We start from the raw sequence: 24072 nt of genomic DNA on the forward strand, positions 1-24072 counted from the left end.
CACGCCTGCCCTCCCCACAAGGACTCGACATGACACCACTTCTTTCCGCCGACGAGTTGCTCACCCGCTGGGCGCAGGCGCCACTGATCTTGGACTGCAGCCACGACCTGGCCGAACCCGAGGCCGGCCGCCGACAGCATGCCATGGGCCGCCTGCCGGGCGCACGGCACCTTCACCTGGATGACGACCTGTCCGGCCCAAAATCTCCCGATGGCCCGCGCCAGGGAGGGCGCCACCCGTTACCCACCTTGGAGACGCTGGCGTGCCGGGCAGGTCAATGGGGTGTCACACCCGGTCGCTGGGTCGTGCTCTACGACCAGCAGGGCGCCGCCTACGCGGCGCGCTGCTGGTGGCTGCTGCGCTGGCTGGGGCACACCCAGGTGCAAGTGCTCGACGGCGGCCTGGCGGCCTGGCTTCGGGCGGGCGGCGACCTGGAGTCCGGTTCTCTGCCCCCTGTACCCGCTGGCGCCCCCCCCTACCCGCTGCCACAGACCGGCACCTTGCCCACCTTGCAAGCCGAGACGCTGCTGGCGTCGTCCGGCACCGACTGGCAAGTGGTGGACGCCCGCGCACCTGAACGCTTTCGCGGGGAAGTGGAGCCGCTGGACAGCCGGGCCGGCCACATCCCCGGAGCCCTCAACTACTTTTTCAAGGACAACCTGGGGGCCGACGGCTGCTTTCTGCCCGCCGAAGCGCTGCGCCGCCGCTTCGAGCCTTTGGGTGATCCCGCAAGGCTGGTGCACCAGTGCGGCTCTGGCGTGACGGCCTGCCACAACCTGCTGGCCATGGCGCAGGCCGGCTTGCCTGGCAGCGCCCTGTACCCCGGATCCTGGTCCGAATGGTCAGCGGACCCGAATCGTCCGGTGGCCACCGGCGAGGCCCCCGGCAGCCTGCGCTGAACTGGCGCACGGCGCCTTCCCTTGATGCCCATCAAGGCTGTCATGCGCCACTGCGCAACACTGCGGAACAGGGCGATCCAACCGATCGCTTGGACGAAGACAAGGAGCACACCATGTACCGCAACATCCTCGTGCCGACCGATGGCTCGGACATCACCCGCCATGCCATCGACACCGCCATCCAGCTGGCCAAGACCGTGGGCGCCAAGCTGACGGTGATCAGCGCCAAGGAGCCTTTCCCGTACAGCGCCATCTCCGAGATGCAGCCGGTGCCGCCGCAGGAATTCTTCGACGCCCAGGAGCGCATCGCCTCGGCACGCGTGAAGATCGCTACCGATGCCGCCACCGCCGCCGGCTTGGCCTGCGAGGCCTACACGGTCGAGGCACTGCACCCTTGGGAGGCCATCACCGACACGGCCAAGTCCCAAGGCTGCGACCTGATCGTGATGGCCTCCCACGGCCGCCGCGGGGTGAGCGCCCTGCTGCTGGGTAGCGAAACCCAGAAGGTCCTGACCCACTGCAACATCCCGGTGTTGGTCGTGAAGTGACCGCGGCGGGGCGAACCACGCCCCCCTCCGCTTCGCCCTCCACGGCCCGCCAGCCACCCGGCTCGCGGGCCTTTTTCATGCCCGGAGGCCAGGTCCCGATCTTCAATGCCCGGCATGCAGCAGGGAAAGCGTGGTCAGGACCAGGCCCAAACCGGCGCCGATCCAGAGGACCTGGGACACGATCTCGCGCACAGGCAGCCGGCGTTGCATCTGGGGAATCAGGTCGGCCACGGCCACATAAATGAAACTGCTGGCCGCGATGACCAGCAGGAACGGGAAGAGGCCGTCCCAGGCGCCGACCACCCAATAGCCCATGAGCCCCCCGACCACAGCAGCCAAGCCGGACAACCCGTTGTAGACCAAGGCGCGGGTTCGGCTGAAACCGGCATTGATGAGCACGATCGTGTCGCCCACCTCCTGCGGAATCTCATGCAGGATGACAGCCACCGCGGTGGTCAGCCCCAGCTGCGGGCTGGCGATGAAGGCGGCGGCGATGATGACGCCGTCGCAGAAGTTGTGGATGCTGTCGCCCACCAGGACCGAGTAACCCCCGCGCCCCACCCGCTGTGCGTCAAAGTGGTGGTGGTGGCCATGCCCGTCGCCCTCATGGTGGTGGTCGTGGCGGTAAAGCTCTGCCTTTTCCAGCAAGAAGAAGAACAGCAGCCCGCCCAGCAGCGTGGAGAACAGGGCGTGGGTGTCGGCACCGGATTCAAAGGCCTCGGGCAGCACATGCAGCAAGGCCGTGCCCAACAGTACGCCCGTCGACAAGCTCACCAGGTGGCGCACCAGGCGCCCCAGCACCGCATAGGTGAGCGTGGCGGCCACCAGAACGGACAGCAGGCCACCGGCCAGGGTGACGGCCACAATGGAGGCGAGTGTGGACATGGGCGGATGCCGGAAAGAGCGGACGAAAAAAAACCTGCGGCATGCGCAGGTTTTTGCAGTACTGACTTTTCCGGAACTTTTCTTGTCAAAGAGCTGCTGGGCAACTCTTTTATCCAGCACAAGACAAGGAAGCGGTGGGGTGGCTGATGGGACTCGAACCCACGACAACCAGAATCACAATCTGGGACTCTACCAACTGAGCTACAGCCACCGCCGGAAAAGAAGATTATTCTATGCCGCAAATTCACGCAGCGTCAAGCACCATTTTCATTTTTTGTGGAGACGGCCTTGGGCAGGTGCGATTCGGCCTTGAAGCGGGCCTTCAGGCTCTGGAGGTAGGCCTCGGCTTCAGCGTCCGCCAGCGCGCGCACCACGGCCGGACGGGCACGCAGCAGGCTTTCGTCCTGGGCCGCCCGCTCCACCACCTTGACCACCCGCAGCACGGCATGGCCCTGCTCGCCCAGGTCGACGTCGGCCCAGGCCGTTCCCTGGCTCAAGTCGGCCTTAAGGGCCGCCTCCAGGGCTTCGCGCGGCAGCCCCTGGGCCTGCACGCGGGAGACCACGGCGGTCTGCGCCAGCGCCACCGTCGGCGCCGCCTTGGCTGCGGCCAGACGGGTGCGAGCCTGCTCGGCCGCCATGGCCTTGGCCTGCTCCAAGCGGACAGCCTCGGTCACCGGGCCCCGGACTTCCTCAAGCGTCAGGTTGCGCGCAGGCCGGTAGGCCACCACGCGGGCGGACACCAGCTGGCTCGGGCCCACCTCAACCGCCTCAGTGTTGCGCTTGTTGTTGAGCGCTTCCGCGCCGAACACGGCTTCAAGCAGCTTGGCGGAGGCCAGGGCCCCAGCCGCGCCCTGGGCAGGGGTGCGGCGCACCGTGGCCTTGCGCAGCGGCAACTTGAACCGGTCCACCGCCGGCTGCAGGCTGTCGGACTGCTCGTAGACCATGTTAGTGAACTGCTCGGCATCGCCGGCATAGCGCGACTGGGCCAGCTGGCGGGACACCTCGGCCTGGATTTCAGCGCGCACGACCTCGAAAGGCTTCTTCTCGCCACCACGGGTGGCCGCCAGACGGATGATGTGGAGCCCGAACTCGGACTCGATCAGACCGCTGGTCTCACCGACCTTCATCGCAAAGACGGCGTCTTCAAAGGGCTTGGTCATCGCCCCGCGGCCAAAGAAGTCGAGGTCACCCCCGCGTTCGGCAGAGCCCGGATCCTGCGAGTGTTTGCGGGCCAGCGCGGCGAACTGATCCGGCGCCTTGCGCAACTCAGCCAGCACCGCCTCGGCCTGAGTCCGGGCCTTGGCCTTATCCTCCTTGGAAGCCGAAGCGTCCACGGCAAACAGGATGTGGCTGGCGCGCCGCTCCTCGGCCTGGGTGTAGCGGCTGAGGTTCTCGTCGTAGTACTTGCGCAGGTCGGCCTCGGGCACAGTCACCTGGGCCTTGAGGATTTCCAGGTCCAGCTGCACATATTCGATGTCGGCCTCCTCGGTGGAGCGGAAGCGCTCGGCGTGCTTCTGGAAGTAGGCCTGGACCTGCTCGGCCGTGGGCGCTGCCTTGGCCATGAAGTCCTTGGTGGTCAGCAGCTCCCACTGCACCTCACGTTGCTGCAGCAGGGTCTGCACGGCGCGGTCGGCCACGACCTTGCCCGGCCAGGCGCTGTCACGCACCGTGCCGATCACCTGGCGGAAGGCCATGTCCTGGCGCAGCTGCTGGGCAAAACCTGCGGAGGTCAGGCCCTGGGCCGCGAGCAGGTCCTTGTTGACCGTGCCGTCGGGGTGGCGGATCTGCGCAAACTGGGGGTCGGTGCGGAACATTCGGGCCATGCGCTCATCGCCCACGACCAGATGATCGCGCATGACCACGGCGGCCAGCAGCCGCTCCTGCACCAGGCCGTCCAGCGTCTGCTGGCGGAAGGTGGGGGTGTCGAGCATGGCGATGTCCACGCCCGGCATCTGCTGGCGGATGCGGTCGATCTGCACGCGATGCGCCTGGTCCAGCTCGCCCTGCTGGATGGCGTGACCGTCGACGCGCCCGACCTCCTTGGCCGCAGCATCTCGCATGCTGGAGTAGCCCTGCACGCCAAAGAACACAAAGGACGGGAAGATCAGCAGCACCAGCAGGCCCTGGAACAGGCGCGTGTGGGAGCGAACGAAATCAAACATGGAGGCAAGGTCCGGAAAGGGCCGCCGGGAGGAGCCGGCCTGGCGTAGGTGCCTGCCACTGCAGGCACAAGCGGCGGATTCTAGACAAGCCCGAAGGGGCGGCCACAGCCCGGCGCAGAGGGGAAGCCCGGGGGATGCACCTGGAGCTGCGCGGTGCGCGCGCCGTGGAGACGGTGGTGGGTGCTGAGGGGCTCGAACCCCCGACCTACGCCTTGTAAGGGGGATACTTCATCAAATAAATCATCACCTTACGAAATCAACCAACTTGCAATCGCCAACCGATATTCGTATGATGCTTGAACGCCCCGGGAAAGCGTTCGAAACAGTTCCGGCACCAGGCGTTCCCACCGGCTACACGATGGGGCTATCAGATCAGCGGCAGCATCGCAAGGATGGCGGCGGCGGGGAAACGGGCAAGCACAAAGTCCAGGCCACCCACCAAAGAGCCAGAAGCCTTTGCGTGCGGTGGCATGGATTGCAGACGGCTGCCAGCCGAAAGGCGGGGCCGATTGATGGGTTCGAGTCCCATGTCTGCCGCTGATCTGATGGTGAAGGCGAAAGCCTGACGGAGTTCCAGCCTGCGCGTTTACGCGGGACCGAAGCGGCGAAAGCCTGGCTGAGCGGCTGGCACCCTCAACGAGCACGGGAGGCAGTTTGTGCGGGTCTGCCCCGAGTCATGCAAACCGCAGGTCCGGCCCACCAACGGGCCAAAGGCTGGGGCATCCCGGCTGGTGCTGGCGCGAGCCCAGACAACCGCCCGGGTGAGAGGCCCGGGACCTTCACGCATGCGGCTTGGAAGCACGCATAGAACCGGAGTGATGCGGACGCGAAAGCGGACGACTGAAGACGGAAACTAGCTAGGCCCAGACCGCAGCCGTGAGGGTGAAAACGCCGAGGAAACGAATCCGGTTCAGCGCTGCAGGCGACCGGTAGGCATGGCGGGGACTGTTGCTGCAGACGCACGGTGCAACGTCACACCTCACGCGCCCTTGTGGCTGTTAGACCCGCTGCGAAGTGCGGGCGAGCAAGGCAAGCTTTCAGGATTGCCCGCCCGGGTGAGAGGCCCGGGGCCAAAAACAAAGCCCTACGGTTCAAGGCGCAAGAGCTACCGTGGGGCTTTTCGAGACGCCCGCCACATGGCTAACCCCCGAGCGATCGGAACATGGGCAAGACGGTGATGGTAGCCGTCCGAGCTGGTGGAAGGCTGGCAACTTCAAACCGACCGCACCATTGGGCGGCCCGCAGGAACCCGTAACCTGCTGAGTGGATGCCCGGCCTAGCGCCGGGTTTTTCGCTTGATCGGCATATAGAATTCAATGCCATGACAAATGATCAGCCCCCCAAGCCCCGTGGCGGTTTTCGGCCAAACGCGGGCCGGCGCGCAGCGGACGGGGCGACAGGGCTCAAAGAGCGCCTGATTGGTCTTGATGCCGAAACAGAGGCTATTGCCAAGCGAGCGGGTGGGGGGAAACTGGCTGTTGGAGTCCGTGTAGCCCTCCGAGCCTGGAGTCAGGCAAACCCCGCCCAACCCGGGGAAGAGGAATCAGCGGACGCAGGCACAAAGCCCTGAGTCGTTCACGGCGGATTGCGCATCGGCGTAGGCTGCGATGCATCGATTTCGTTCGGCAGCGATGACATCGGCGTCTGTGGCGATTCCGTCCAGAGCCTCGACAAGCGCTGGCGGAAGTTCGGCTGCTCCGGCCTGAGGCCAAGATCCGGCAGCTTCAGGGGCCGCACCTCCGGTGGCTGGGGTGCATGCTGAGGCAGGGACGAGCACCCGCACAGCACCACCGCGAGTGCGGCTGACAAGATCCAGATGATCGCGATGCGCATCGTCTGCCTTCTTCCTTGAGATGGCCGCCAACTCGGTGACCTTGGTCAAAAGTCGCCGCTCAGCCAGGCGGGCGCGCTCGCTTGCCGCCACGGCCCGTCGGTGCAATTCGGCCGTGTTCCTGGCCGCCGCAGCATCTCGCGCGGCGCCCTCCCAGGCTTTGCCAGCGCAGAACGCCCCAAGAAGTGCTGCGGCTGCTACACCGCACGCCACTAAAGCGCGCGTCACGTCAAAAGCCCTGTGTACTTCGGCATTCGGGCCCACACATCGGCCACGTGGTGGCGGTTGATGTCGCAAGCACTGCGGGTGCCGTAGAGGGGCTTGGCGCTCTTCAGGCACGTTCGCTCGACATGCCCGAACCACTGCGACGGGTTGCAGCCGGATCTGAAGGCGCAGGCCCTGCGCTCGTTGAGCACCCCCATCAGGCCGCCGTTGTAAGCTGCATCAGCCATCGCCAGGGCTTCATCTCGGTCCCTCGCCAGCGGCAGCAGCCTGGCCACGTTGGCTCGCTGGGTCAAGACGATCACCCGCAGCTGGAGGTCTGGACGCTGGTAGACCGTGTCCCACCGCAAGCCCGACAGGCCACCGGGGTCCAGTCGTCGGGCGTCTGCGAGGGCGTCGAACCTCAGGGATCCGTCGGCCCGGAACGCTCGGGTGAGCTGGCCAAGTCCGGCCCCCTCCTCCCTCGCCGTTTTGAGACGGGCGGTTGGGGACCAACAGCGTGGGCTGGTGAGCGTGGTGCAGCTCTCGTGCTCGACCAAAGCCCCCAGGTACTCGGGCCGGTGCATGTCAGGCCACACCGCGACCTGCTGGGCCTTGAGTGTCGGGAGGTGCTTCAGGGCATTGGGGGGGACGCCAGCTGCTCGTGCGGCACCTGAAAAGAACAACAGCAAACCGAGGAAGATGAATGCGCGCAGGAACTGGATGCCCAGGAACACGAGGCCTGCACCGATGTTCCCGCGCTCCAGCGCCTCATTGGCCATCGTCTCTCCGCGCACTTTGCCGGTGATCGAGCGCGCGATCACGTAAGTGGCGCCTGTGGCCAATGCCGCTTGCGCCCAGAACTGCAGGCGGAGCATGGTGTCCTCCAGGCCGCCCGGGATCGAGAAGGCCAGCCACGCCAAGATCAGCAGCGGCAGGACGCAAAAGAGCAGCCATCGAGACGACAGCGCCCGTCCAGTGAATTTCCACATGGGATGAGGTCCTTTCTTGTTTCGGGGCTATTCCTGCCCCATGTCTCGCCGGGTCCGCCCGGCCATCGATTGCAGATACTGATTGGCGCCGCGAACCTCCGCCTCCGTCATAGCCCGGTAGCCTGCCGCTCCCCGGTCGCAGACTTCGGCCCGGATTCCAGGGATGTAGATCAACCGGTCGAACGTGCCGGGCGGGCGGGATCTCAGCCTGATCTCAACGCCATCGTGACGGGCCACCCCGGAGCCGTCGGCCCACTGCAACGTCGTGGGGTGGAGGTCGCGGCTCATCTCTGGTGCAGCGTGGCGTGTTCGTCAAGATCGCCGGGCTTCGTGGCGAGGGTGTGTTTTGGCGGCCCGTACTGCCATGTCCAGTAGCTCTCCCAGATCCAGCAGACACAGCCGACAACTCCCCCAGCTCTGCCCATGGCCGCCAACAGGGCGCTACCACTGCCACACCAACTGGCCTCGACCGCGGTCGCACACGCCATGCCCAAGCCCACATGCATGAGCATCGGGGGCCATCTGTGCGTGCGCCAGTGCATCGGCCGCAGCCGCAAAACGAATGCGACGGTGGCCAAGAGGGCCACGCCCCCAACAAGCAAGTTGAAGAGGGACATGATCACTGCTCGATCCTCTTGGACATCGCGCGGCCTGCCGCCGGAATGACGGTCGCTGCAAACATGGAGGCAATCGGGTGGAGCAGCAGCCCGAGGGCGGCGCCGATGCCACCGCCCAGGTCGGGAACCTGCCCTAGGACCGGATACCACAGGCCCAGCACTGCCGCGATGATCACCCCACCCTTGGCCGCCAGGATGCTCGCGGCGCCGAACATCAGCATCGCCATGACTGCCCCGACGGTGGGGGCCCAGCAGGTGCCGATGATCGCGCCGCAAGCGGCGATCACGACTTGGCTCGGCGTCAAGCCAAGTAGGACAAGAAGGGAAGCCAGCGCGCTACCTGCGAGGGCGATTGGCCATGGGAGGTCTGCGTGCGGCGGGGCTGCGTAGGTCATTCGGTAGTGCCGCCCAACGCGGCTGGGATGCACTGCCGAACAGCGCGCCGCCAGGCATCGGTAGTGCCTGTGAGACGCATCCCAGGTGCCGGCGGCATGGTGCGAGTTGCCATGCCGCATGGTCGGGCCTGGTTGGCCCTCGCGCGGTCAGCTCTTACCGACCGCCAAGAGATCGGGCCAAGCCCGACACCGCGCGGACGATGTTGTTGGTCGCGTTGACCTGCGCGACGGCCAGCCGGGCCTCCGCCTCTCGCACACGCTCCAGGTCCTCCCAGGCTCCAGCCGAGAAATGCGAATGAGCTACTGTCATCGGCAAGCGCAGCGCTGCATCTAGCGGCGTGCCCGCTGCACCGAACCGAACCGCCAGGTCAAGCCACGACGAAGCCCAGCGCTCTCGCTGCGCTCCCGACACAGGCGGATACGGGAAATCGCACCGGCGGCAACCCGCCGCCGGCCTCCCTGGTCTTCGTGAGTGCAACGGGCATGCACACATGCCCACGGTCTGACAACTCCAGATGCCAAAGGTGGCGGACGCGCGGCAGCCCAGCGCGATAGGCCGCAAACAGGGTGTCCATGTCACTGGACGGCAGCGCCTTCAGGACTTCGATCTTTCGCGCAAGCCAGTCACACCATTGCCCGGGCGCCAGTTTGTGATCCGGCCGATCCTCTGCCGCAGTGCGCAGTCTCACGGCCATGTCGGCCAGGATCCACTGCACGCGCCCGGAGTGGCGGGACTCGACCAGCTCGCACTCACTGCCCGTCATCTGCCCGATGGTCCACCCTCCGGCGCCGAACTGCTCAAGGTCAACCGGCCCGGGCGGCATGGATTGTTCCGGCAGAAGGTAGTCCGTCAACACGCCGCCGCCCATCAGGCGGATGTTGGGCTGACCGTCAACGGCACCGAGGTAGTGAGCCACGGCCCAGATCCGCTCTTCGACGGTCCAGTCCGCAGGATCAGACACCGCTCCAGTGCTCTCGGCCACCACGCGCCGCAGGAACTCCGAGCGCGCCGCCTCCGCCGCGAACTCCGGCATCGCCACCAACGCGAGAGAGTCGCCTACCGTCAGTTCAGTGAGCCTCGCGTTGATGCGGTCAGACATCAGTGGGCGGATATGGATCATGGTCAGCTGTTGTTGAAGAGGGCAATCGGGCGACCGGACCGAATCCGGTCCCAGTCGCCAGCGTCCAGGGACGTGAGGGTGGCCAGGCCCACCTGGACCACCACCCCGACCGGCCGGCCCTTGGAATCGCAGGGGCCGTCAAGCGGGTGGCTCACGGTCTCGATCACCATCGGCGAGGCGTACCAGCCTCGGTAGTGCAGCGAAACGAAAGACGGCGCCTGAGACGGGAAGAAGGCCTTGATGAACCCCTCCCCTCGCTTGATGGCGTCCACGGCACTGGCCAGGTTCCCCTTCAGCGCGAGCTGCTGCGCCAGGTGCCAGCGAACAAGCCTGTCCACAGGCTGCTGCACCTCCGATTCCGGATCGCTGTAGGCTCGGAAGTGGAGGGAGACGTTCAGCTTAGCCGGATGGGACCCGGCAAAGAGCTGCGTGGCGTTGAGCTTGGTCATGCCAGTCGAGCCGACCAGCTGCTGAGCGCTCTCATTGACCTCAGCAGCGATGCGCTGCATGAAGGTCCCCTCCTTGTCCTCCCCGAAAAACGTGGAGAGGAGGGTCCCCGCCGTCCCGCTCTGAGCCATCGCCGCAAGCGAAGGCACCTTGCTCTCTGGGCCCTGGTGCTCAAAGGGGCTCTGCCAGTTCGCCGTCAGCTCCAGAGTCGCACCGGTGATCGGCGCCACCACCGCGTCACCGCCTGAAATCGGGTAGCCCCTCGGGTCCACCTGCATGATGCGAGCGAGCAAGTGGGGAGACATTCCGTCCCACTTGCTGCTCAAAACGCGACCCGCAGCCACGTGGGACTCCTCAGGCGATCAACGGCCGGCAGCTTGGCGGGCGCGCATGCTCTTCATGCGAGCCATCGTCGCGCGCGCCCCGTGCGCTTTCGCCTGCGCCTTGCGCAGGGCCAGCTTCTGCGCAGCAGACAGGCGGACGGCGCCACTGATGCGCTTGCGGATGGCGACCTTCTTGCCGCCGCGGAAGGCCACCACGGTCTTGTAGGCGGCATCCAGAGCGGAGGCAGTGGCCTCCTCGCCGAAAGCGAAGTCGTCCATGGCCGTCAGTTCCGCCTCTTCTCCGCTGGCCAGGGAATCGGACAGGAAGGCGATCACACGGTCACCCGCAGCGTTCGCTTCGTCGGGATCCTCGCCGTTGAAGATCAGATCCAGGTCGTCTTCCGAAACGCCCAAGCCGGCCATGTAGGCCCACGCGGCGTCACCGCCGGCCAGGTAGACGGCCTGCTCATCGTCGCTCAGTTCGCCGTTCTTGTCCTGGTCAGCGAAGCCGACCAGCAGCATCTTGAGACGGTCCGCACTGCCTTCGTTGGCCCCCAACTCGTTGTCGGAGTCGATCCAGGCATGCACGGCCGCCGCAGCGTTGACGCGCACAGACTGCACGGCAAAGTTCTGGGCGGAGGCGCCCACAGCGGCGTCGTCCAGTGCGACGTCCTTGGAAACACCGTCCAGGGCCGCCTTCTTGGTGCCGGTGGACGCGATGGCGCGCATGGCGCGGGAGAGGTCAAAGCTCATGGTTTTTGCTCCTGCCCCCGCCTACGCGGGGGGCTTGGTGAATCAGCGGAGGACCTGGGTGATTTCGGTGCGGCGGTTCACACCGTCGAAATGCACTCGGTACGTCAGGTGCAGCGTGTCCACACCGTCAACAGGGCGCAGCACGAGGTCGTACTCGTAGGCCGGGATTTCCTCGCCTGCGATGTCCTGCCCCGTCACGAGCCAGCCGCTGGCGGCAGCACCCGCGAACATGCTGGAGAGCTGGCGGTCCAGATAGCGCTTCTTCTCGGCTTGGGGAAGGAACCGGCTGGCGTTATCCATGCTCACCACCTGCTCAGCCAGGTGCGACGACATCTCAGCCACGCTGGTCAGCTTGCGATAGCTGGTCGTCGTGGCGGCGGCCGTCAGGCAATCTCGGAACACCACCGCACCGCCACCAGCCCGGGGAAGCACTGGGTTGATACGCGCTTTGGCCAGGAAACTCAGGGCATCGTCCCAGCCGGCGCTCGGCGTGTGGATGACGCGAGCGCTCACGCGGCCCAAAGGGAAGTCGTCCCCAGCGATGGGGCGGTTCTTCGCAGCGTAGCCGTAGGAGTTCGTCACCGCGTTTCGAGCGCAGGCCTGGCCGGCGTAGTTGCCACTGGTGCCATAGATCGACATCCCGCCGCCCAGTACCTCCATGGCCTTGATCGGCGCCCACAGGAAGATGGGGTAGTAGTCCTGGCCGGTCCCACCCAACGCGAACTGGTCGGCCCAGGTCGCGGCAGCCGAAGGAGTCAGGTCGCCCGGAATGTCGATGATCACCTGCCGATTTCGGGCGTAGCCCAGGTCAATCAGGCCCTGGATCAGGTCCACGGAGCGACTGCCTGCGGAGATGAGGTAGCCGTAGGAAACGTCGGTGTTGGTCAGGGCATCGACCGCCCGGCCATAGTCGGCAGCATAGAGGGCGCTTTCGCCTTCATCGAACAGGGCCTGGACGCCCGAATCGGCCCACTTGATCACGCCGCCGGTCTTGCCATAGCCGTCGTGGCCGTTGCCGATGCTGGCGCCATCGGGGATGACCCACTCGAACACGTCGCCAAGCGTGCGCTCGGCCACATCCGGCAGGTACAGGCTGTTGCCGGAGTCGTCGGTCTTGGTCGGATCAAGCGAACCCGTCACGCGATGCAGTTCCAGGCCCGCGCTGTCCAGGATCATCACCGTGATGGTCGTCACCTTGGCGCCGCCGGAGTCAGCGTGGATGCGAACCTGAATTCCGTCGTTGTGGCACAGGAGATGCTTGAGCGCGAGCGTGAAGCTCGGCACATCGGTTTCCGAGTAGGTCGGCACCGGAGTGGTTGCGGACACATCCCAGTCCGAGGTGGCCCCAGAGGTGAAGATGAGCCACGAGTTCACGGCGTCCGACGACACCAGCCGGGACACCACCAGGCCGGCGGCTCCCTTTCGCAGAGCCTCATGGCCGATGACCTTGGCCTCATTGAGGCTGTTGACCACCATGCTTTCCGGATCGCCCAGCAGGATCCCGAAGTCTGCGCGCTGCACGACAAACGGGCGGTCGATCCGGCCGCGAGTTGCCCTCATGGCCAGGCCGACAGTTCGATCCCACATGCCGAGATTGCCCGACTGGGCGCTCTTGTCCTGCAGGGGGTTGAGTTGGGCACCAGCTTGATATCCAAGCTGGCGCAGGAACGGACTTCCGCTCATCGTTGGCCCTTCTGTCTGGCGCGACCAGCAGCAGGCTTCGTCGCCTCTTGCTCGCCGCTGGGTTCATCGCTGGTCGAGCCGCCGGGCTCGGGCTCATTGGTGGGCTCCTCGGGCGCGTCGGCAATCAGCCGGATCCCGAAAGCGTCAGGCACCAGCGCGATCGATTGCCGGCCTGCAAGGCTGCGCAGAAGCCGCCTGAGCTGGCGCTCGGTCGAAACGGTGGCCACCGCATCGCCACCCGCCGGGATGGCAACCTGCACCGAGGCCTCAGTGATGTCCACGCCGGAGGCGTTGGAGATTTCGACCTTGACCGGAAATGTGACGCCCCCAGAGTCCAGGAGCGCCACGATCTCTGCAGTCGCCTGCATGTGTGGCACCCCTTTATCAGCCGGCCAGGCCGGTAATGGTGATGGTCGCGGCGCCTTGACGGAACAGCGTCGAACGGTTCAGCTTGGCGCCGCCCTTGACGTAGAAGAAGTTCTGCATCTGGCCGCCTTGACCATCGGCCAGCGGGGTCAGCATCGGAGCGATGGGGTCGGCCACGATGATGGGGCACTTGGCCGTGGTGGTGCCGCGGCCCACCATCAGGGCCGTGGTGGTGCCGGCGGCGTCGTTGTTGGGCAGCCAGCCAAACTCCGCCGGCACGTAGTACACGTCCAGGTTCACCTGCTTCAGGCGGCCGACGCGGACCACGTCCTTACCCTTGACCAGCCCGGAGCGCTCGAAGACCTCATTGGGCAGCGAGTCCAGATACTGGGCGAACAGGCCAGTCACCAGCAGGGTGTCGCCGCCGTGATCCTGGGTGGCAACCGCCATGGAGGTGGAGACCTTCGCCAGGACCGGGAACAGGTCCACCATCACCTGGGCGATGTTCTTCTGGTCCTTCTGGGCGGCCCAGTCCATGTCCCACTCACCGGGCAGGGCGCGGCCGGCGAGCACCAGTTGCTTGACCACGCGGGCGTAGCGCTCCAGCATGTACTTCGCGCGGACGGTCCAGTTCGCGGCAGAGAACAGATCCACACCCAGTTCGGCGGAGGCCTGTTGGAAGGCATCCAGGGTGGCGCGGGTCTTGGCGCGGCTGGCCGTCACGGCGTACTCGTGCAGGTCCACCTCAGCACCGATGACGGGCGCCAGGTCGGGGTTGGCCTCGTAGTTGGCATAGACCACCAGCTCGACGACGGTGCCCGCCGGCAGTTCGGCGCTGAACTTGACACTGTAGGCGCCAGTGCTCGGGGTGATCGTGCTGTCGGACAGGGTGTAGGTGGTGCCGGCGATCTGCACGGAACCAGCCAGGGCATAGGCGCCCGCACCGGAGCTGCGGTTGACGCTGGAGCCGTAGACGCCGGCGTTGGCTTCGGCGCCGATCACCATGCCGTTGACACGAATCTCGGACGCACCGGCCAGCAGCGGAAGCTCAGTGGAGCCACCGGCGCGGGTCTTGACGACGCCGGTCACAGCGGCTGCCATGCCCCCGTTGACCGTCAGGGTCACAACGCGCTCGCTGTCGATGTACTCACCAGCGCCCATGACGCCGTCCAGAGAGTCGCCGGCGGCGTAGTCGCCGAAGTTGCTCGCAGCGACGTTGCGCAGGACACCCGTCCGGAAGGTCGCAAAACCGGAGTCGGCGGCGATGCGGCCGGCAAACGGGATTTCCGTCGCGGCCATCTGAAGGACCGCGGTCATCACCGCGCCGGGGTGCAGGCCCCAGTTGTTGGACTGGCCAGAGCCGGAGGCGTTCACGCTGTCCATGGCGAAGATGTGACGACCAGCCTGCCGAGCCTCAATGGAATACTTGTCAGCCATGCCGGCAACCGAGGAGAGGATGCCGGCCACGGTGTCACCTTCGGGGCGCCGGCCATGGGCGGCGGCGTAGGCCGCGATGCCCTGCGACACAGCATCCAGGGCGTGGCCGTGCATGACCGAGGGGACGTGCCCCAGGTAGTTGGCCACGACCTTCGGCAGGCCGTCCAGGCCGGTCCGGGCCAACTTCTCGCCGAGGCTGGCGGCCACCTCGGGAGCGGCCATGGTGGCGAACTCGCCCGGCTCGACGGAATCGAACAGGGCGCGGGTGGCGGCGATCTGCGGGGCCTCGATCAGGCCGACGGAATGTTCACTCATGTTGGTTTCCTCAAAGGATTTAGCCGCTTGCGCGGCCCCTTGGCCGCAATCGGTGCCTATCCAGTGTTTGGCCTGTGTTTGGACCGAACTGCCTCGAATTACCGGGTCAGGTGGACGGCGCGCCAGTCAGTTGCTGCAGGGTCTGCTTGGCAACTGAGATCGCCTCATCTACCGCCGCGATCTGCTGCGTGAGTTCAGCTTCCAACTTCGGCGCAGCGGTCTTGACGCCCTCAGGCGGGTCCATCTTCAGGGCGGCTTGGCGCCGCTGAAAGGCAGCGCGGCCAGTGTCCAGACGATTGACGATCTCGTCTGCGGCCCGCAGCGGGTCGCCCTGAGAAGCCACGGGGACAAGCTTGTCGTTGATGAGCACCTGAGCGATGTCACCCGACTCCTTGATGCGCAGGGCGACGGACTGACCGTCAGCGAAGTTGATCCGCGCCTGGCGGTACTTCACGGCAGCGGCCCGCCGGGTCTTGCCGTCGGACTCCACGCCAAGCACGGTCAGATCGGCGCGCGCGAAGATCTGGACAACGCGCCGAAGCGCCTTTTCCGGGTTGGTCGCGAGCCCTTCAAAATCAATCAGGAGTTCCATAGGGCCAGTGTTGGCCATGGCGCCGGGCGCCCATGGGCCGCGTTACCGCGTCAGGGAACTGGTGGAGTCGACGGGCCGGAAGGAGTCCCGTGCGTATGCGTGGCGCCGATGTCTTGGCCCAGGTGCTTGACCTGCCCGCCCGTGACTTGCAGGCCCTGCAGAACCGTCACGAGTCGCTCCAGCGTGACCCCTCCGCGGAAGACAGCGTCGCCATCAATCTCCAGGTTCGGGGCTGCGAGCTTGATGCGGGTGCCCGCTTTGATGAGTAGGCCCCCACCTACAGCCTCGACCAAAAGGGCAGAGTCGGCCTTCATTTCTATCTGGTCGTGCTGCACCCGCCTGACGCCCTGGGCGTTTCCGGCCTGTGGGCAGCGATATCCGATGACCACCGGATACTTGGGGTTCCCCCGGACGAAGTCCAGCCAAACGGGGTCGCCCGGCATCAGCCTGATTTCGGACAGGTCCGGCCGCTCCCCCAGCGGATAGCAGAGGTCCGCCTCCGGGTAGACCTCCGCGCCATCTGTGATTCCGGGAATGCGGACCCTGACCACGCGGCGAACCTGATCGACAGAAGCGATTTCTCCCGGGGTCCACCGCTCCAGGTGTGCAGGACTGGTCATTTGCTCACCTGCCCGAGCCACAGCATGGAGGTCTGCTCCGACTTGCCGCCATCAGCCCCGGCCGTAAGCGAATGCGCCGCCGTCACGACCAGGTGCCGCACGCCAGCCAGTTCGATGACATGCCCAGCCCGCACAGAGGCCGCGAACTGTGTTGGCAAGCAACGGCGCACGGCCAGCCATCGCCCCCAGTTGTTGAGGATGCGCTGCGGCGTTCTTGGCAGGAATGCGGCGGGGCGGGCCAGGGTGGAAGACGCACCGAACACCTGCCCATCGGCGCGACATGACATGGCAGTTACGGCTTCCAAGTGCTCCATCCAGCCGGAGGAGCGACCCTCTGCAGCGTCAACCTCCAAGCGGTGCACGGGCGATTGGCTCATCAAGTCGGTCAGTCGGGAGAAGGAAAGCCGGCCGTCCATCCACACTGGCGCCGCAAACTCCTCAGCCATCAACTCGGCAAGCGCGAACGTCGGGATGTGCCCTCTCGGAACGAACAGCCGATGGGTCGGAACGTCGGAGCCCATTCGAACGGCCGCGCCGCACGACCGGTAGCACTCGACCATGCCGGCGCCCTCTTTGACCACCGCTCGCTGCTGCGCCCACATCAAAGCCTGCAGTCCGTCCAGCACAGCAGTCACGCGGCGGGCCTTAACCGGCTCGCGTCCTTGGGCGATGGGGACCGATGCGCAGTCCTCGGCTTTCACGACACGGTAAAGGTCCATGCCCGCCCCACAGCGCAGCTTGGCCCCGTCTTTCCCGATGGGCTCAGTGCTCTCGTCAAGCCGCAGGGTTGCCTCAACAGTGCTCGGCATAGGCGCCAAGTCGAACCGCTGCACCACGGAGAGGACCATGTCCCCGGGCAGAAACGTCCCGTCCTCGGTGGAGAGCATCAGTAGCCCTCAGGAAACCCGGTCGACGTCGGCGCACACTGGAAGGCCGCGAGTGGCAAGTTGGACCGAAAGGTCTCAATACTCTGCGCGACCTCCGAACTCCCGCGGGGAGGGTTCGGCATCCCAAGTCCGGCGCAGGCCTCCAGCCGCTGAGCGTTGCCGCGCTCCACCAGCAACTCGAAGAGCGGGCCGATCAACGCCCACTCATCCACGCTCACAACCGTTGCCGCCGTTACGCCCTCGGTCGTCCCGTTCCAGGCCGCATCCTCAAGCCCCGCCCAGCCGGCGAGTTCTCGAACCGCAGAAACGGCGCAGGACAAGACCTCATCAGCGGTCAGGTAAAGGCCGCCTGTCGTGTGCTGCGCCGCAAAGGCGGCGGCATGTTGGCTCAGGTCCATGGGTCAGCCGTCAGACCAAGATCGGTGCGACACGCTCGCCAAAAAAGTTGTACCAGATGGTCCCCGGCACGTTCATGACCTGGGTGCGGTTGTCCGCGTCGGCGTCGAAGGTGTCCATCTTCAGGATGCAGCCCACGACCTTCCAGCCGCCGCGGTGTGCGTCCAACGTCCCGTCGTAGATCGTGGCGTTGAAGATTCCGTTCGGCTGCTTCGCTGCCCAGTCCAGGAAGTTGCGCAGCGCGTTCGAGGTCGTCTCAGTGCACGTCACCGCGCCTGTGAATCGAGTCTCCGGAGGAGTAGGGACGTAGGTCGCGCCACCACCCGGGGTGGCCGCCTCAGCAGCTTCACCCGACGGACTCAGGAACGGGACGGGCAGTTGCTTGAAGGTCAGGTACGCCGCCTCCAGGCCCTCAGGCACCAGAGTGAACGTGCCCGCGTTGCGCTTGGTCCCGATGGCGGCCTGCAGGGCGTACTGCTGCTGCAGGAGTTCGGGGGAAACGATGCTCATGTTGGGCCCTCTCAGAATCCCCGCATGGTCAAGCCGGCATCCGCACCCCAGGGGCCCGACTTACCGGCCCTCACCAAGGGCGCCAGCCGATACCACCAGAGGCCACATGAGCGATACCGCGGTCTGAAACTCCCTGGCCCAACTGCTGGGGCGGCTGCTGCACGACGATGGTCTGAGTTTGATTTGCCCCACCCCCAGAGAGTCGCACCGGCGCCGGTGCAGGCTCCACCGCCTGGGGCGCCTGCACCGGCCTGGCCGCCTGAACCTTGGGCGGATCAAGTTTTGGCACATTGGGCACCGCCGCCGCAGCCGTCACCGGCATGGCAGCTTGGCCGCTGGCACCCGCGAACCAAACCAACACCGCCCGTTCGTCGACGGCCCTGCGTAGGGTCCCGGCCCTCACCTTGGGGCTGGAGGATCGGAAAAGGGACTCGTTGTTGCGGATCTTGTAGTCCTGCACCGCCGTCACGATGTCAGCATCGGAAAGCGCCGGCAGCGAGCGGCCGGCCAAAGCGTTGCGAAACAAGGTGGACCCACCGGCCGCCCCAAACTGCACCGCCGTGGAGAAAACAGCCTCCTGCACCGCTCGCCCACGGCTTGAGAGGTCGATCCCCGACGCCTTGAGGCTTGCCATCGTGGGATCAACATGGGTCTTCTCGAGGTAGGCACGCTGCGCCGGCACGAATCCCTTGTCCTCCGCGTGGATCTCCCTCCACCGCTTGTCGAACGCTTCACTCCCCGGGGTCAGGCCGGCAAACCTTGCACCATAGGGCGAAGACGCCAGGAACTCCTGCACAGCACCCCGAGCAAGAGAGAGTTGGTGGGGCCCGTAGGACTTCCCGCCCGCGTCGCCCTTCCCAGAGGAGATCACTGCGTCATTCCCTCCGGACTCGAAGTGCTGGCTTACGAAACCAACGGCCTTCGACGCGAGGGTCTTAAGGTCCGCCAAGAGCACGCCACCTTTCTCGCCTGCCCACTTCGTGGCCTTTGCGGCGAGCTCGTTGGCACCTTGCCCCACTCGCGTTCCGAGCTTGGCCATCGTGCTGAAGGCGGATGCAACAAGGTCAGCACCTGGGAGCCCCAATACCCACGAGGCCAGGTCCTCCAGCGCTCCGGCGCCAGCGGATACCATCGCTTCCCACTTCTCGCCCAAGTTGAGCGAGACAAAGTAGTCGTAGACCTTAAGGAGGGGCTCACCAAGCAGCCGCCCTCCCTCGGAACCAAGCCAACCCCCTATGACGGCGCCGAGTGGGCCAAGCAATGCTCCGCCAATTGCCATACCCGCGATTGAGCCCACTGCGCTTGCGGCGTTCTCAGCGCGAGCACTGCGCTTAGCCTCTGGGCTCAGCGAGTTGTCCCCCTTGATGGCCGCGTCATCCCAGACGGCAGTGGCTGCCGCGAAAGCCCCACCGATCAACGGGATGCGCTTGAGCAGGCCGCGCCCAAGGCCACCAAGTCGCGAGAGACCGCCGCCAGCAGCGCGAGCAACGCCCCCGAGGATCCCACCGCCCATCAATTTGAGGAGGCCGCCACCGCTCAACAGGCTCTTGAGCATGCCCAGCAGAGGCAGGAGGCCCAGGATCCCCCCGCCTCCACCGCCTTTGCCGGCCTCCTCAGCAACTTGCTTGGTCGCCCGCACCTGCTCTGCAGCCTGGACCGTAGCATCAGCCCGAGTGCCGCTCAGGATGCCTGCGATCCGCTTCAGCCACGACGACTGACGCTGCTCTTCCGACTTGCGCCCAACCCTGAGCGCTGCGCCAATGCCGCTCACGACTGGGCCCGCCACATCCTGGAGCTGCGCAGCGATCCCCCGCATCTCCTCTGCTGCTGCGATGGCCGGATCCATGCTTGAGGTCGCCTCCAGGGCCGCCCCAGCGGAGCCCAGCGCTCCACTGTAGAGACCGTCAAGGCTTCGACCATCGGCGCCGCCGCCCCCGCCGCCGGCCCCTTCAAAGCGCCCACCAGCGCCGCGTTTGCGCTGCTCGATTGCATGCGCCTGGCGGTCCCTTGCCGCGACTTGCTCCGCTTTCCTGGAAACCTCAGTGCCCTCTTTGACAGCGCCGACCACATCGGCGGCCTTCTGGGAGTCGGACGCCGGCCCGGCGACGAAGCGCCCTCTGGAGTCCCGATTGCGAATGACCGGCTCCCCAACTGGAACCCAGGCCGCACCTGGCCCGGCGAGTCGCCCAGGGGAGCCATCAGCGCCGGAAAGCCCCTGACGCGTGCCCCTCGCTGCGACTGGGGCCGCGACGAGCCCATGCTTTCGCAGCGCCGCCAGGATTCCGGAGGTGTCACTGCGGATGCCCGTGAGCACCGGCGAAACTCCTGCCTGCTGTTCTTGGATCTGGCGAAGGAGCCCGGTCGCGTTGCCGCCTGTCAGGAATCCCGCTTCATCAGCTTGCATCTCAGCCCCTCACAATTCCGGCCGGGGCAAACGTGTCCCACGGCTCAAAGGTCAGCGTTACCACCTTGAGTTCTGCCGCGGCGCTTGAGGCATGCTCCTCCTCACAAGCGCCGGCCCGAACCAGAAACGAACGCTGGTGCGGCGCCTCAAACTCTCCGTGCTGGCCATCGATTCGCCGTAGCCGCGCCACAGTGATCGCCAAGAGATAGTCCTTCGGGAGTCCTACCGTGCCGTCAGGGTGGATCACCTGGTCGGCCTTGGCCTCAAACCACCGCTGCAGGGTGCCCGCGCTATCGTCCAGGGTGGTGACTCGGATTTGCGTCCCCTGGCCGCCCGTTGGACTGTCTCGGTAGCCGCCGCCCAATGGGGTGGCCTCGCCCACAATGGTCCGTGAACCGAACGAGACACTTTGCGCCAGCAGCCCCAGGAGAGGCCCGGCTTGCCCAGACATGCCAACGCTTGACGCCTCTCTCACCTCGATCCGGTACAGACTCGACCACGCGAGACTCACGCGTTCGATCCGCCCCATCAACTCAGCCAGAGCGGCAAACGACACCGCGGCACTCTTCTCGCCAGAGAGCACGGGCATGCCGGGCGGGGGCTTGATCGGGACTGGTCGGTGGTCATTGCCCACCAGTGCGCTCGCTACCGCACCGCCTGCCGTAAGCATCCGCAGCACGTCCGGGGACAGTGCGGGCGCCGTGACTGCAGCGCGGGCCTTGTCCACTCGGGCCACTGCAGCGTCATAGGCACTCAGGAGCGCATTGACACCGGTCTTCATTGGGTGCCCTCGCCTTCGCCATCCGGCTGACCCGGCGCCCCCCCCTCCTCGACAGACTTGGCAAGGTCGGCGGCGTAGACGGCCGCCTCCTCCTCGTTCAGGCCGAACTGGGTTTTCAGGATGAGCAACAGTGCATCCCGCCCGAAGCCAAGCTCCTTGAGTTGAGCGATTGCCGCAACCAGCATCGATGCCGACCCCACAGAGTCGGCCTTGGTCTTGGCCTGCTCCGCCTGCTGTGCCGAAATGCCGCCGAAGAATTGGACGCGCCAGAACTGGTCGGCCTCGGTGTAGGTTTGACCTGTGCGCCAGTATTGGTCCAGGCTCAACAGATGGTTGACCCACTCCGAGGCCGCCACGCGCAGGATCCGAGAGCGCTCAGCCACCTGCACGCTGGTACGCAAAAATCCGCCCTCTCCCAGTCCGCCCGACAGGATGTCGGCAAACCCGAGCATGCTGATGTCCATGCCCAGCTTGCCAGCCAGCAGCCGGGCATGAAACATCACATCATCAATGGTGATGTTTGCCGGCCCACTGCCTTGAGCGGAGGAGCTCTTGATCTCCACCACCTGCTTCTCCGACGACACCGGGATGTGGTGGACGAGCTTGCCGAACCAATATCGCCCAGTGGCTGCCATCGACTCGTAGAAGGCACCCGCACGATTCGCGATGCTGGTGAGCTGGGTGAGAAACCGCTTCTGCATCCCTGGCGGCATTGACTGCATGTTGACCGCCAACCAGGTCTCATCAATCGTGTTGCGGGCACGTTGCGCAACGATCCCCGCCTTGGCACGCTTGTAGTCGGCAAAGTCTCGCTCTGCCCCGGCCAGGAACGAACCACCAACGTCCGCCGGCATGGCAAGCATCTGCTCAACGTCGTCGGAAAGCAGGTTCGTCCGAACCGCGCGCTCTTCAGCGCGAGGCTGCGGAACATGCCCCATTCGCGGGAGCTTCAGGCGAGCCAGCTGCATGATGTTGAGGCGCTCACGCCCACGCAGCCCAGTGGCCACCAGGTAGCCGACCGTTACCCCTCCGCGCTCGTAAGGCTGCACCAGCGGAGGCATCACCAGTTCGCCGGTGAGAACTGACGTAAGCCCTTCTCCCGCCGTTCCAAGCGGCCGGGCGTACCCGTCTCCGTAGGCCACCGCGTCAAAGCAGACCTCGGGCAGTGATTTGTCCAGGATGCGGCCCAGGCGCGCCTGCATGTCTGCACACGCGGCTTTCTGTTGTGCCGTGGCACCGGGAGCCGCCTCGATGAAGACCAGTTGGCCCATGGACTCGTGGCCGCCCAGCGCGGAAGTCACATGCAGGTGGAGCGCCTGGGACACCAAGCCGTCCTGCAGCATCTCCCCATAGTTCCGGTAGATGCTCTGGCGATCTCTGGCCTCGGTCTCGCCTCCACCGACCAGCGCCTGGGTGGAAACACCATCCTCGCCAATCAGCCAATCCACCCCGGCGCCACCTTCAGGCCTCGCCGCCCCGCCGCCAGGCTCCCGGGGAACATCCACGCCGCCCTTTGCGCGGATCCAGGCAAGCGCCTTGGACACCACGCCATCGTTCGGGGCGCTGTCCCCCGTCATGTCTGCCACCAGCGCGGCCGCATCTCCGGCGGGTACATCGGCGCTGCGCGCAGTTCGGGGAGTCTTTGCCATCCCCGGACTGTGGCGCCGTCGCTCATGAGTGACGGCGATGCATTACCGCGACGGCTCCACTGGCATGCACCCGGGCGTTGGGCGCATGGCAATGGGGTCAGTATTTGCTCCGCAGCAGTTCCAGCGCCTCGCGCCGCTTGGCCGTCTCGATGATGTTGCTGTCGCACAGGACGCCGCCGCTCCAGGTGGCGGCATTGCTGGCCGCGATGCCCACCAGGGCTGCGGTGGCGCGGTCGCCGGAAACCTCGGCCTCGACCCGCACCCAGGCCGCGGCCGCGCGCTTCAGGCCAGACAGGGCTGCGGCCAGCGCTTCCTCGGCTTCGCGCATCTTGGCGCACGCATCGGCGTGCTTGTTCCACAGCTCGGGGCCGATTCCTTCAGGGGCACTCATGTGTCTTGTCCTTTCCATGGTGGCGAAAACTGGCCAGCAGCTGGGCTGGCCGCTGCCGGGTGGGGTCAGTACCAGTCCCAGAAGCCCCTCACGCTCTGGTACGCCTCGTGGGCGGCCTGCTCGGCCTCGTAGTCGTCGGCTTCAACGCGGTAGGACACCACCATGGCAATGTCTTGCTCATTCACCTCCAGGGTGATGCCATCCTTGGCCAGCTCGTCGCGCAAGTACTCCACATATTCGCCGATGCGGTCATCGTAGGCGCGGGCGTCGTGGCCCGTCATGCCGGCCAAGCAGGCATGACGGTGGGTCTTGGCGATCAGGGTAATGGTGGCGGTCATGGCTTTCCTTGGCTCCATTTGATTGGCATATGGCAATCATACAGAAACCATGGAACCGGTCAACTAGAAATGCAAAAGGGCGCCGAAGCGCCCTTTCTCTTCCATCCGCCTGGCTTCAGACCATGGCCATCGCCTCGGCTTCCTCGTCGTAGAGCACGTAGTCGATGGTGTCGCCATCGTCCGTATCGACAGAGAACGTCGACTGGCCCGTCCTCATGCTGTCGATGTTGAACCCTTGATAGGTCACGCCTGCAGCCAGGTCCAGCGAGTCTCCGCCCAGCGTCACCTGAGCCACCAGGTCAGGGTCCGGAGCGCTGGCCCACGGCAGCAGGCCGGCGGCAACGAGCTGGCCCTTGACGGGCCACCAGTACGGGCCATAGTTGAGATATGCCCGGCGGTCCGCGTTGATGGCCTTGGCAACAGCCCCCAAAAGGCGCTCACGCCATTGGGCCTCCGTCTGGGATGCGGTGGCATCGGAGACAACGCGAGCGATGTCAGCACTCTTGTAGATCACGATCTTGGGTTGCAT

Annotated in this window: 26 protein-coding genes and 1 tRNA gene; 2 read left to right on the forward strand and 25 right to left on the reverse strand. The window is 65.9% G+C overall.

Translation table 11 applies throughout. The annotated features are described in order from the left end of the window. The first annotated feature begins 29 nt into the window (after positions 1-29). A complete protein-coding gene (locus tag G3A44_RS00585; RefSeq protein ID WP_163455539.1) occupies positions 30-899 on the forward strand; it encodes a sulfurtransferase in 870 nt (289 codons plus the stop codon). A 113-nt stretch (positions 900-1012) separates the two neighbouring features. Beyond that, positions 1013-1447: a universal stress protein gene (locus tag G3A44_RS00590; RefSeq protein ID WP_163455811.1), complete on the forward strand. Its 435-nt coding sequence runs from the start codon at positions 1013-1015 to the stop codon at positions 1445-1447. A gap of 102 nt (positions 1448-1549) precedes the next feature. Here G3A44_RS00590 and G3A44_RS00595 read toward each other — a convergent pair whose 3' ends face one another. The 25 genes from G3A44_RS00595 to G3A44_RS00715 all read right to left on the reverse strand — a co-directional run bounded on the left by G3A44_RS00595 (position 1550) and on the right by G3A44_RS00715 (position 24072). Beyond that, positions 1550-2332, reverse strand: coding sequence for a ZIP family metal transporter (locus tag G3A44_RS00595; protein ID WP_163455540.1), 783 nt, complete (start codon positions 2330-2332; stop codon positions 1550-1552). A 135-nt stretch (positions 2333-2467) separates the two neighbouring features. Continuing rightward, positions 2468-2543 (reverse strand) — tRNA-His (locus G3A44_RS00600). A 43-nt stretch (positions 2544-2586) separates the two neighbouring features. Beyond that, positions 2587-4494 carry a SurA N-terminal domain-containing protein gene (locus G3A44_RS00605; protein WP_163455541.1) on the reverse strand — a complete coding sequence of 636 codons (1908 nt, stop codon included), beginning with the start codon at positions 4492-4494 and terminating at the stop codon, positions 2587-2589. A gap of 367 nt (positions 4495-4861) precedes the next feature. Then, complete coding sequence (locus tag G3A44_RS00610) at positions 4862-5023, reverse strand: hypothetical protein (RefSeq protein WP_163455542.1); 162 nt, start codon at positions 5021-5023, stop codon at positions 4862-4864. Positions 5024-6069: 1046 nt separating this feature from the next. After that, positions 6070-6327 carry a hypothetical protein gene (locus G3A44_RS00615; protein WP_163455543.1) on the reverse strand — a complete coding sequence of 86 codons (258 nt, stop codon included), beginning with the start codon at positions 6325-6327 and terminating at the stop codon, positions 6070-6072. 222 nt (positions 6328-6549) lie between these two features. Next, entirely contained in the window at positions 6550-7518 is a 969-nt protein-coding gene (locus G3A44_RS00620) for a lysozyme family protein (protein ID WP_163455544.1), read from the reverse strand. A gap of 27 nt (positions 7519-7545) precedes the next feature. Next, complete coding sequence (locus G3A44_RS00625; protein WP_163455545.1) at positions 7546-7806, reverse strand: hypothetical protein; 261 nt, start codon at positions 7804-7806, stop codon at positions 7546-7548. Positions 7807-8137: 331 nt separating this feature from the next. Next, positions 8138-8362 carry a hypothetical protein gene (locus tag G3A44_RS00630; RefSeq protein ID WP_163455546.1) on the reverse strand — a complete coding sequence of 75 codons (225 nt, stop codon included), beginning with the start codon at positions 8360-8362 and terminating at the stop codon, positions 8138-8140. 536 nt (positions 8363-8898) lie between these two features. Further along, a complete protein-coding gene (locus G3A44_RS00635; protein WP_163455547.1) occupies positions 8899-9651 on the reverse strand; it encodes a hypothetical protein in 753 nt (250 codons plus the stop codon). Positions 9652-9653: 2 nt separating this feature from the next. Continuing rightward, positions 9654-10391, reverse strand: a complete 738-nt coding sequence (locus G3A44_RS00640; protein WP_163455548.1) for a hypothetical protein — start codon at positions 10389-10391, stop codon at positions 9654-9656. A gap of 69 nt (positions 10392-10460) precedes the next feature. Next, positions 10461-11174: a hypothetical protein gene (locus tag G3A44_RS00645; protein ID WP_163455549.1), complete on the reverse strand. Its 714-nt coding sequence runs from the start codon at positions 11172-11174 to the stop codon at positions 10461-10463. A gap of 42 nt (positions 11175-11216) precedes the next feature. Continuing rightward, the gene (locus G3A44_RS00650; protein WP_163455550.1) at positions 11217-12857 is read right to left on the reverse strand and encodes a hypothetical protein; all 1641 of its coding nucleotides are present in this window, start codon (positions 12855-12857) and stop codon (positions 11217-11219) included. Beyond that, the gene (locus G3A44_RS00655) at positions 12854-13225 is read right to left on the reverse strand and encodes a hypothetical protein (RefSeq protein WP_163455551.1); all 372 of its coding nucleotides are present in this window, start codon (positions 13223-13225) and stop codon (positions 12854-12856) included. The genes G3A44_RS00650 and G3A44_RS00655 overlap by 4 nt, the downstream gene beginning before the upstream one ends. A gap of 16 nt (positions 13226-13241) precedes the next feature. Beyond that, complete coding sequence (locus tag G3A44_RS00660) at positions 13242-14975, reverse strand: hypothetical protein (protein WP_163455552.1); 1734 nt, start codon at positions 14973-14975, stop codon at positions 13242-13244. A 106-nt stretch (positions 14976-15081) separates the two neighbouring features. Continuing rightward, complete coding sequence (locus G3A44_RS00665) at positions 15082-15567, reverse strand: defense against restriction DarA-related protein (RefSeq protein WP_163455553.1); 486 nt, start codon at positions 15565-15567, stop codon at positions 15082-15084. A gap of 50 nt (positions 15568-15617) precedes the next feature. Further along, on the reverse strand, positions 15618-16187 hold the full coding sequence (locus G3A44_RS00670) for a hypothetical protein (protein ID WP_163455554.1): 570 nt from the start codon (positions 16185-16187) through the stop codon (positions 15618-15620). Continuing rightward, entirely contained in the window at positions 16184-17074 is an 891-nt protein-coding gene (locus tag G3A44_RS00675; protein ID WP_163455555.1) for a hypothetical protein, read from the reverse strand. Before G3A44_RS00675 ends, G3A44_RS00670 begins: the two co-directional genes overlap by 4 nt. Further along, positions 17074-17472 carry a hypothetical protein gene (locus G3A44_RS00680; RefSeq protein ID WP_163455556.1) on the reverse strand — a complete coding sequence of 133 codons (399 nt, stop codon included), beginning with the start codon at positions 17470-17472 and terminating at the stop codon, positions 17074-17076. Before G3A44_RS00680 ends, G3A44_RS00675 begins: the two co-directional genes overlap by 1 nt. Positions 17473-17482: 10 nt before the next feature. Beyond that, the gene (locus tag G3A44_RS00685) at positions 17483-17980 is read right to left on the reverse strand and encodes a hypothetical protein (protein ID WP_163455557.1); all 498 of its coding nucleotides are present in this window, start codon (positions 17978-17980) and stop codon (positions 17483-17485) included. Between the two features lie 70 nt (positions 17981-18050). After that, the gene (locus G3A44_RS00690; protein WP_163455558.1) at positions 18051-19826 is read right to left on the reverse strand and encodes a VgrG-related protein; all 1776 of its coding nucleotides are present in this window, start codon (positions 19824-19826) and stop codon (positions 18051-18053) included. 559 nt (positions 19827-20385) lie between these two features. Next, positions 20386-21165, reverse strand: coding sequence for a hypothetical protein (locus tag G3A44_RS00695; RefSeq protein ID WP_163455559.1), 780 nt, complete (start codon positions 21163-21165; stop codon positions 20386-20388). Then, positions 21162-22814, reverse strand: coding sequence for a hypothetical protein (locus G3A44_RS00700; protein WP_163455560.1), 1653 nt, complete (start codon positions 22812-22814; stop codon positions 21162-21164). Before G3A44_RS00700 ends, G3A44_RS00695 begins: the two co-directional genes overlap by 4 nt. 97 nt (positions 22815-22911) lie before the next feature. Beyond that, positions 22912-23205, reverse strand: coding sequence for a hypothetical protein (locus G3A44_RS00705; RefSeq protein ID WP_163455561.1), 294 nt, complete (start codon positions 23203-23205; stop codon positions 22912-22914). Positions 23206-23270: 65 nt separating this feature from the next. Continuing rightward, on the reverse strand, positions 23271-23543 hold the full coding sequence (locus tag G3A44_RS00710; RefSeq protein WP_163455562.1) for a hypothetical protein: 273 nt from the start codon (positions 23541-23543) through the stop codon (positions 23271-23273). A 115-nt stretch (positions 23544-23658) separates the two neighbouring features. Then, a complete protein-coding gene (locus G3A44_RS00715) occupies positions 23659-24072 on the reverse strand; it encodes a hypothetical protein (protein ID WP_163455563.1) in 414 nt (137 codons plus the stop codon).

Origin of the sequence: Ideonella livida (genome assembly GCF_010499455.1) — a bacterium.
Lineage (GTDB): Bacteria > Pseudomonadota > Gammaproteobacteria > Burkholderiales > Burkholderiaceae_C > Ideonella > Ideonella livida.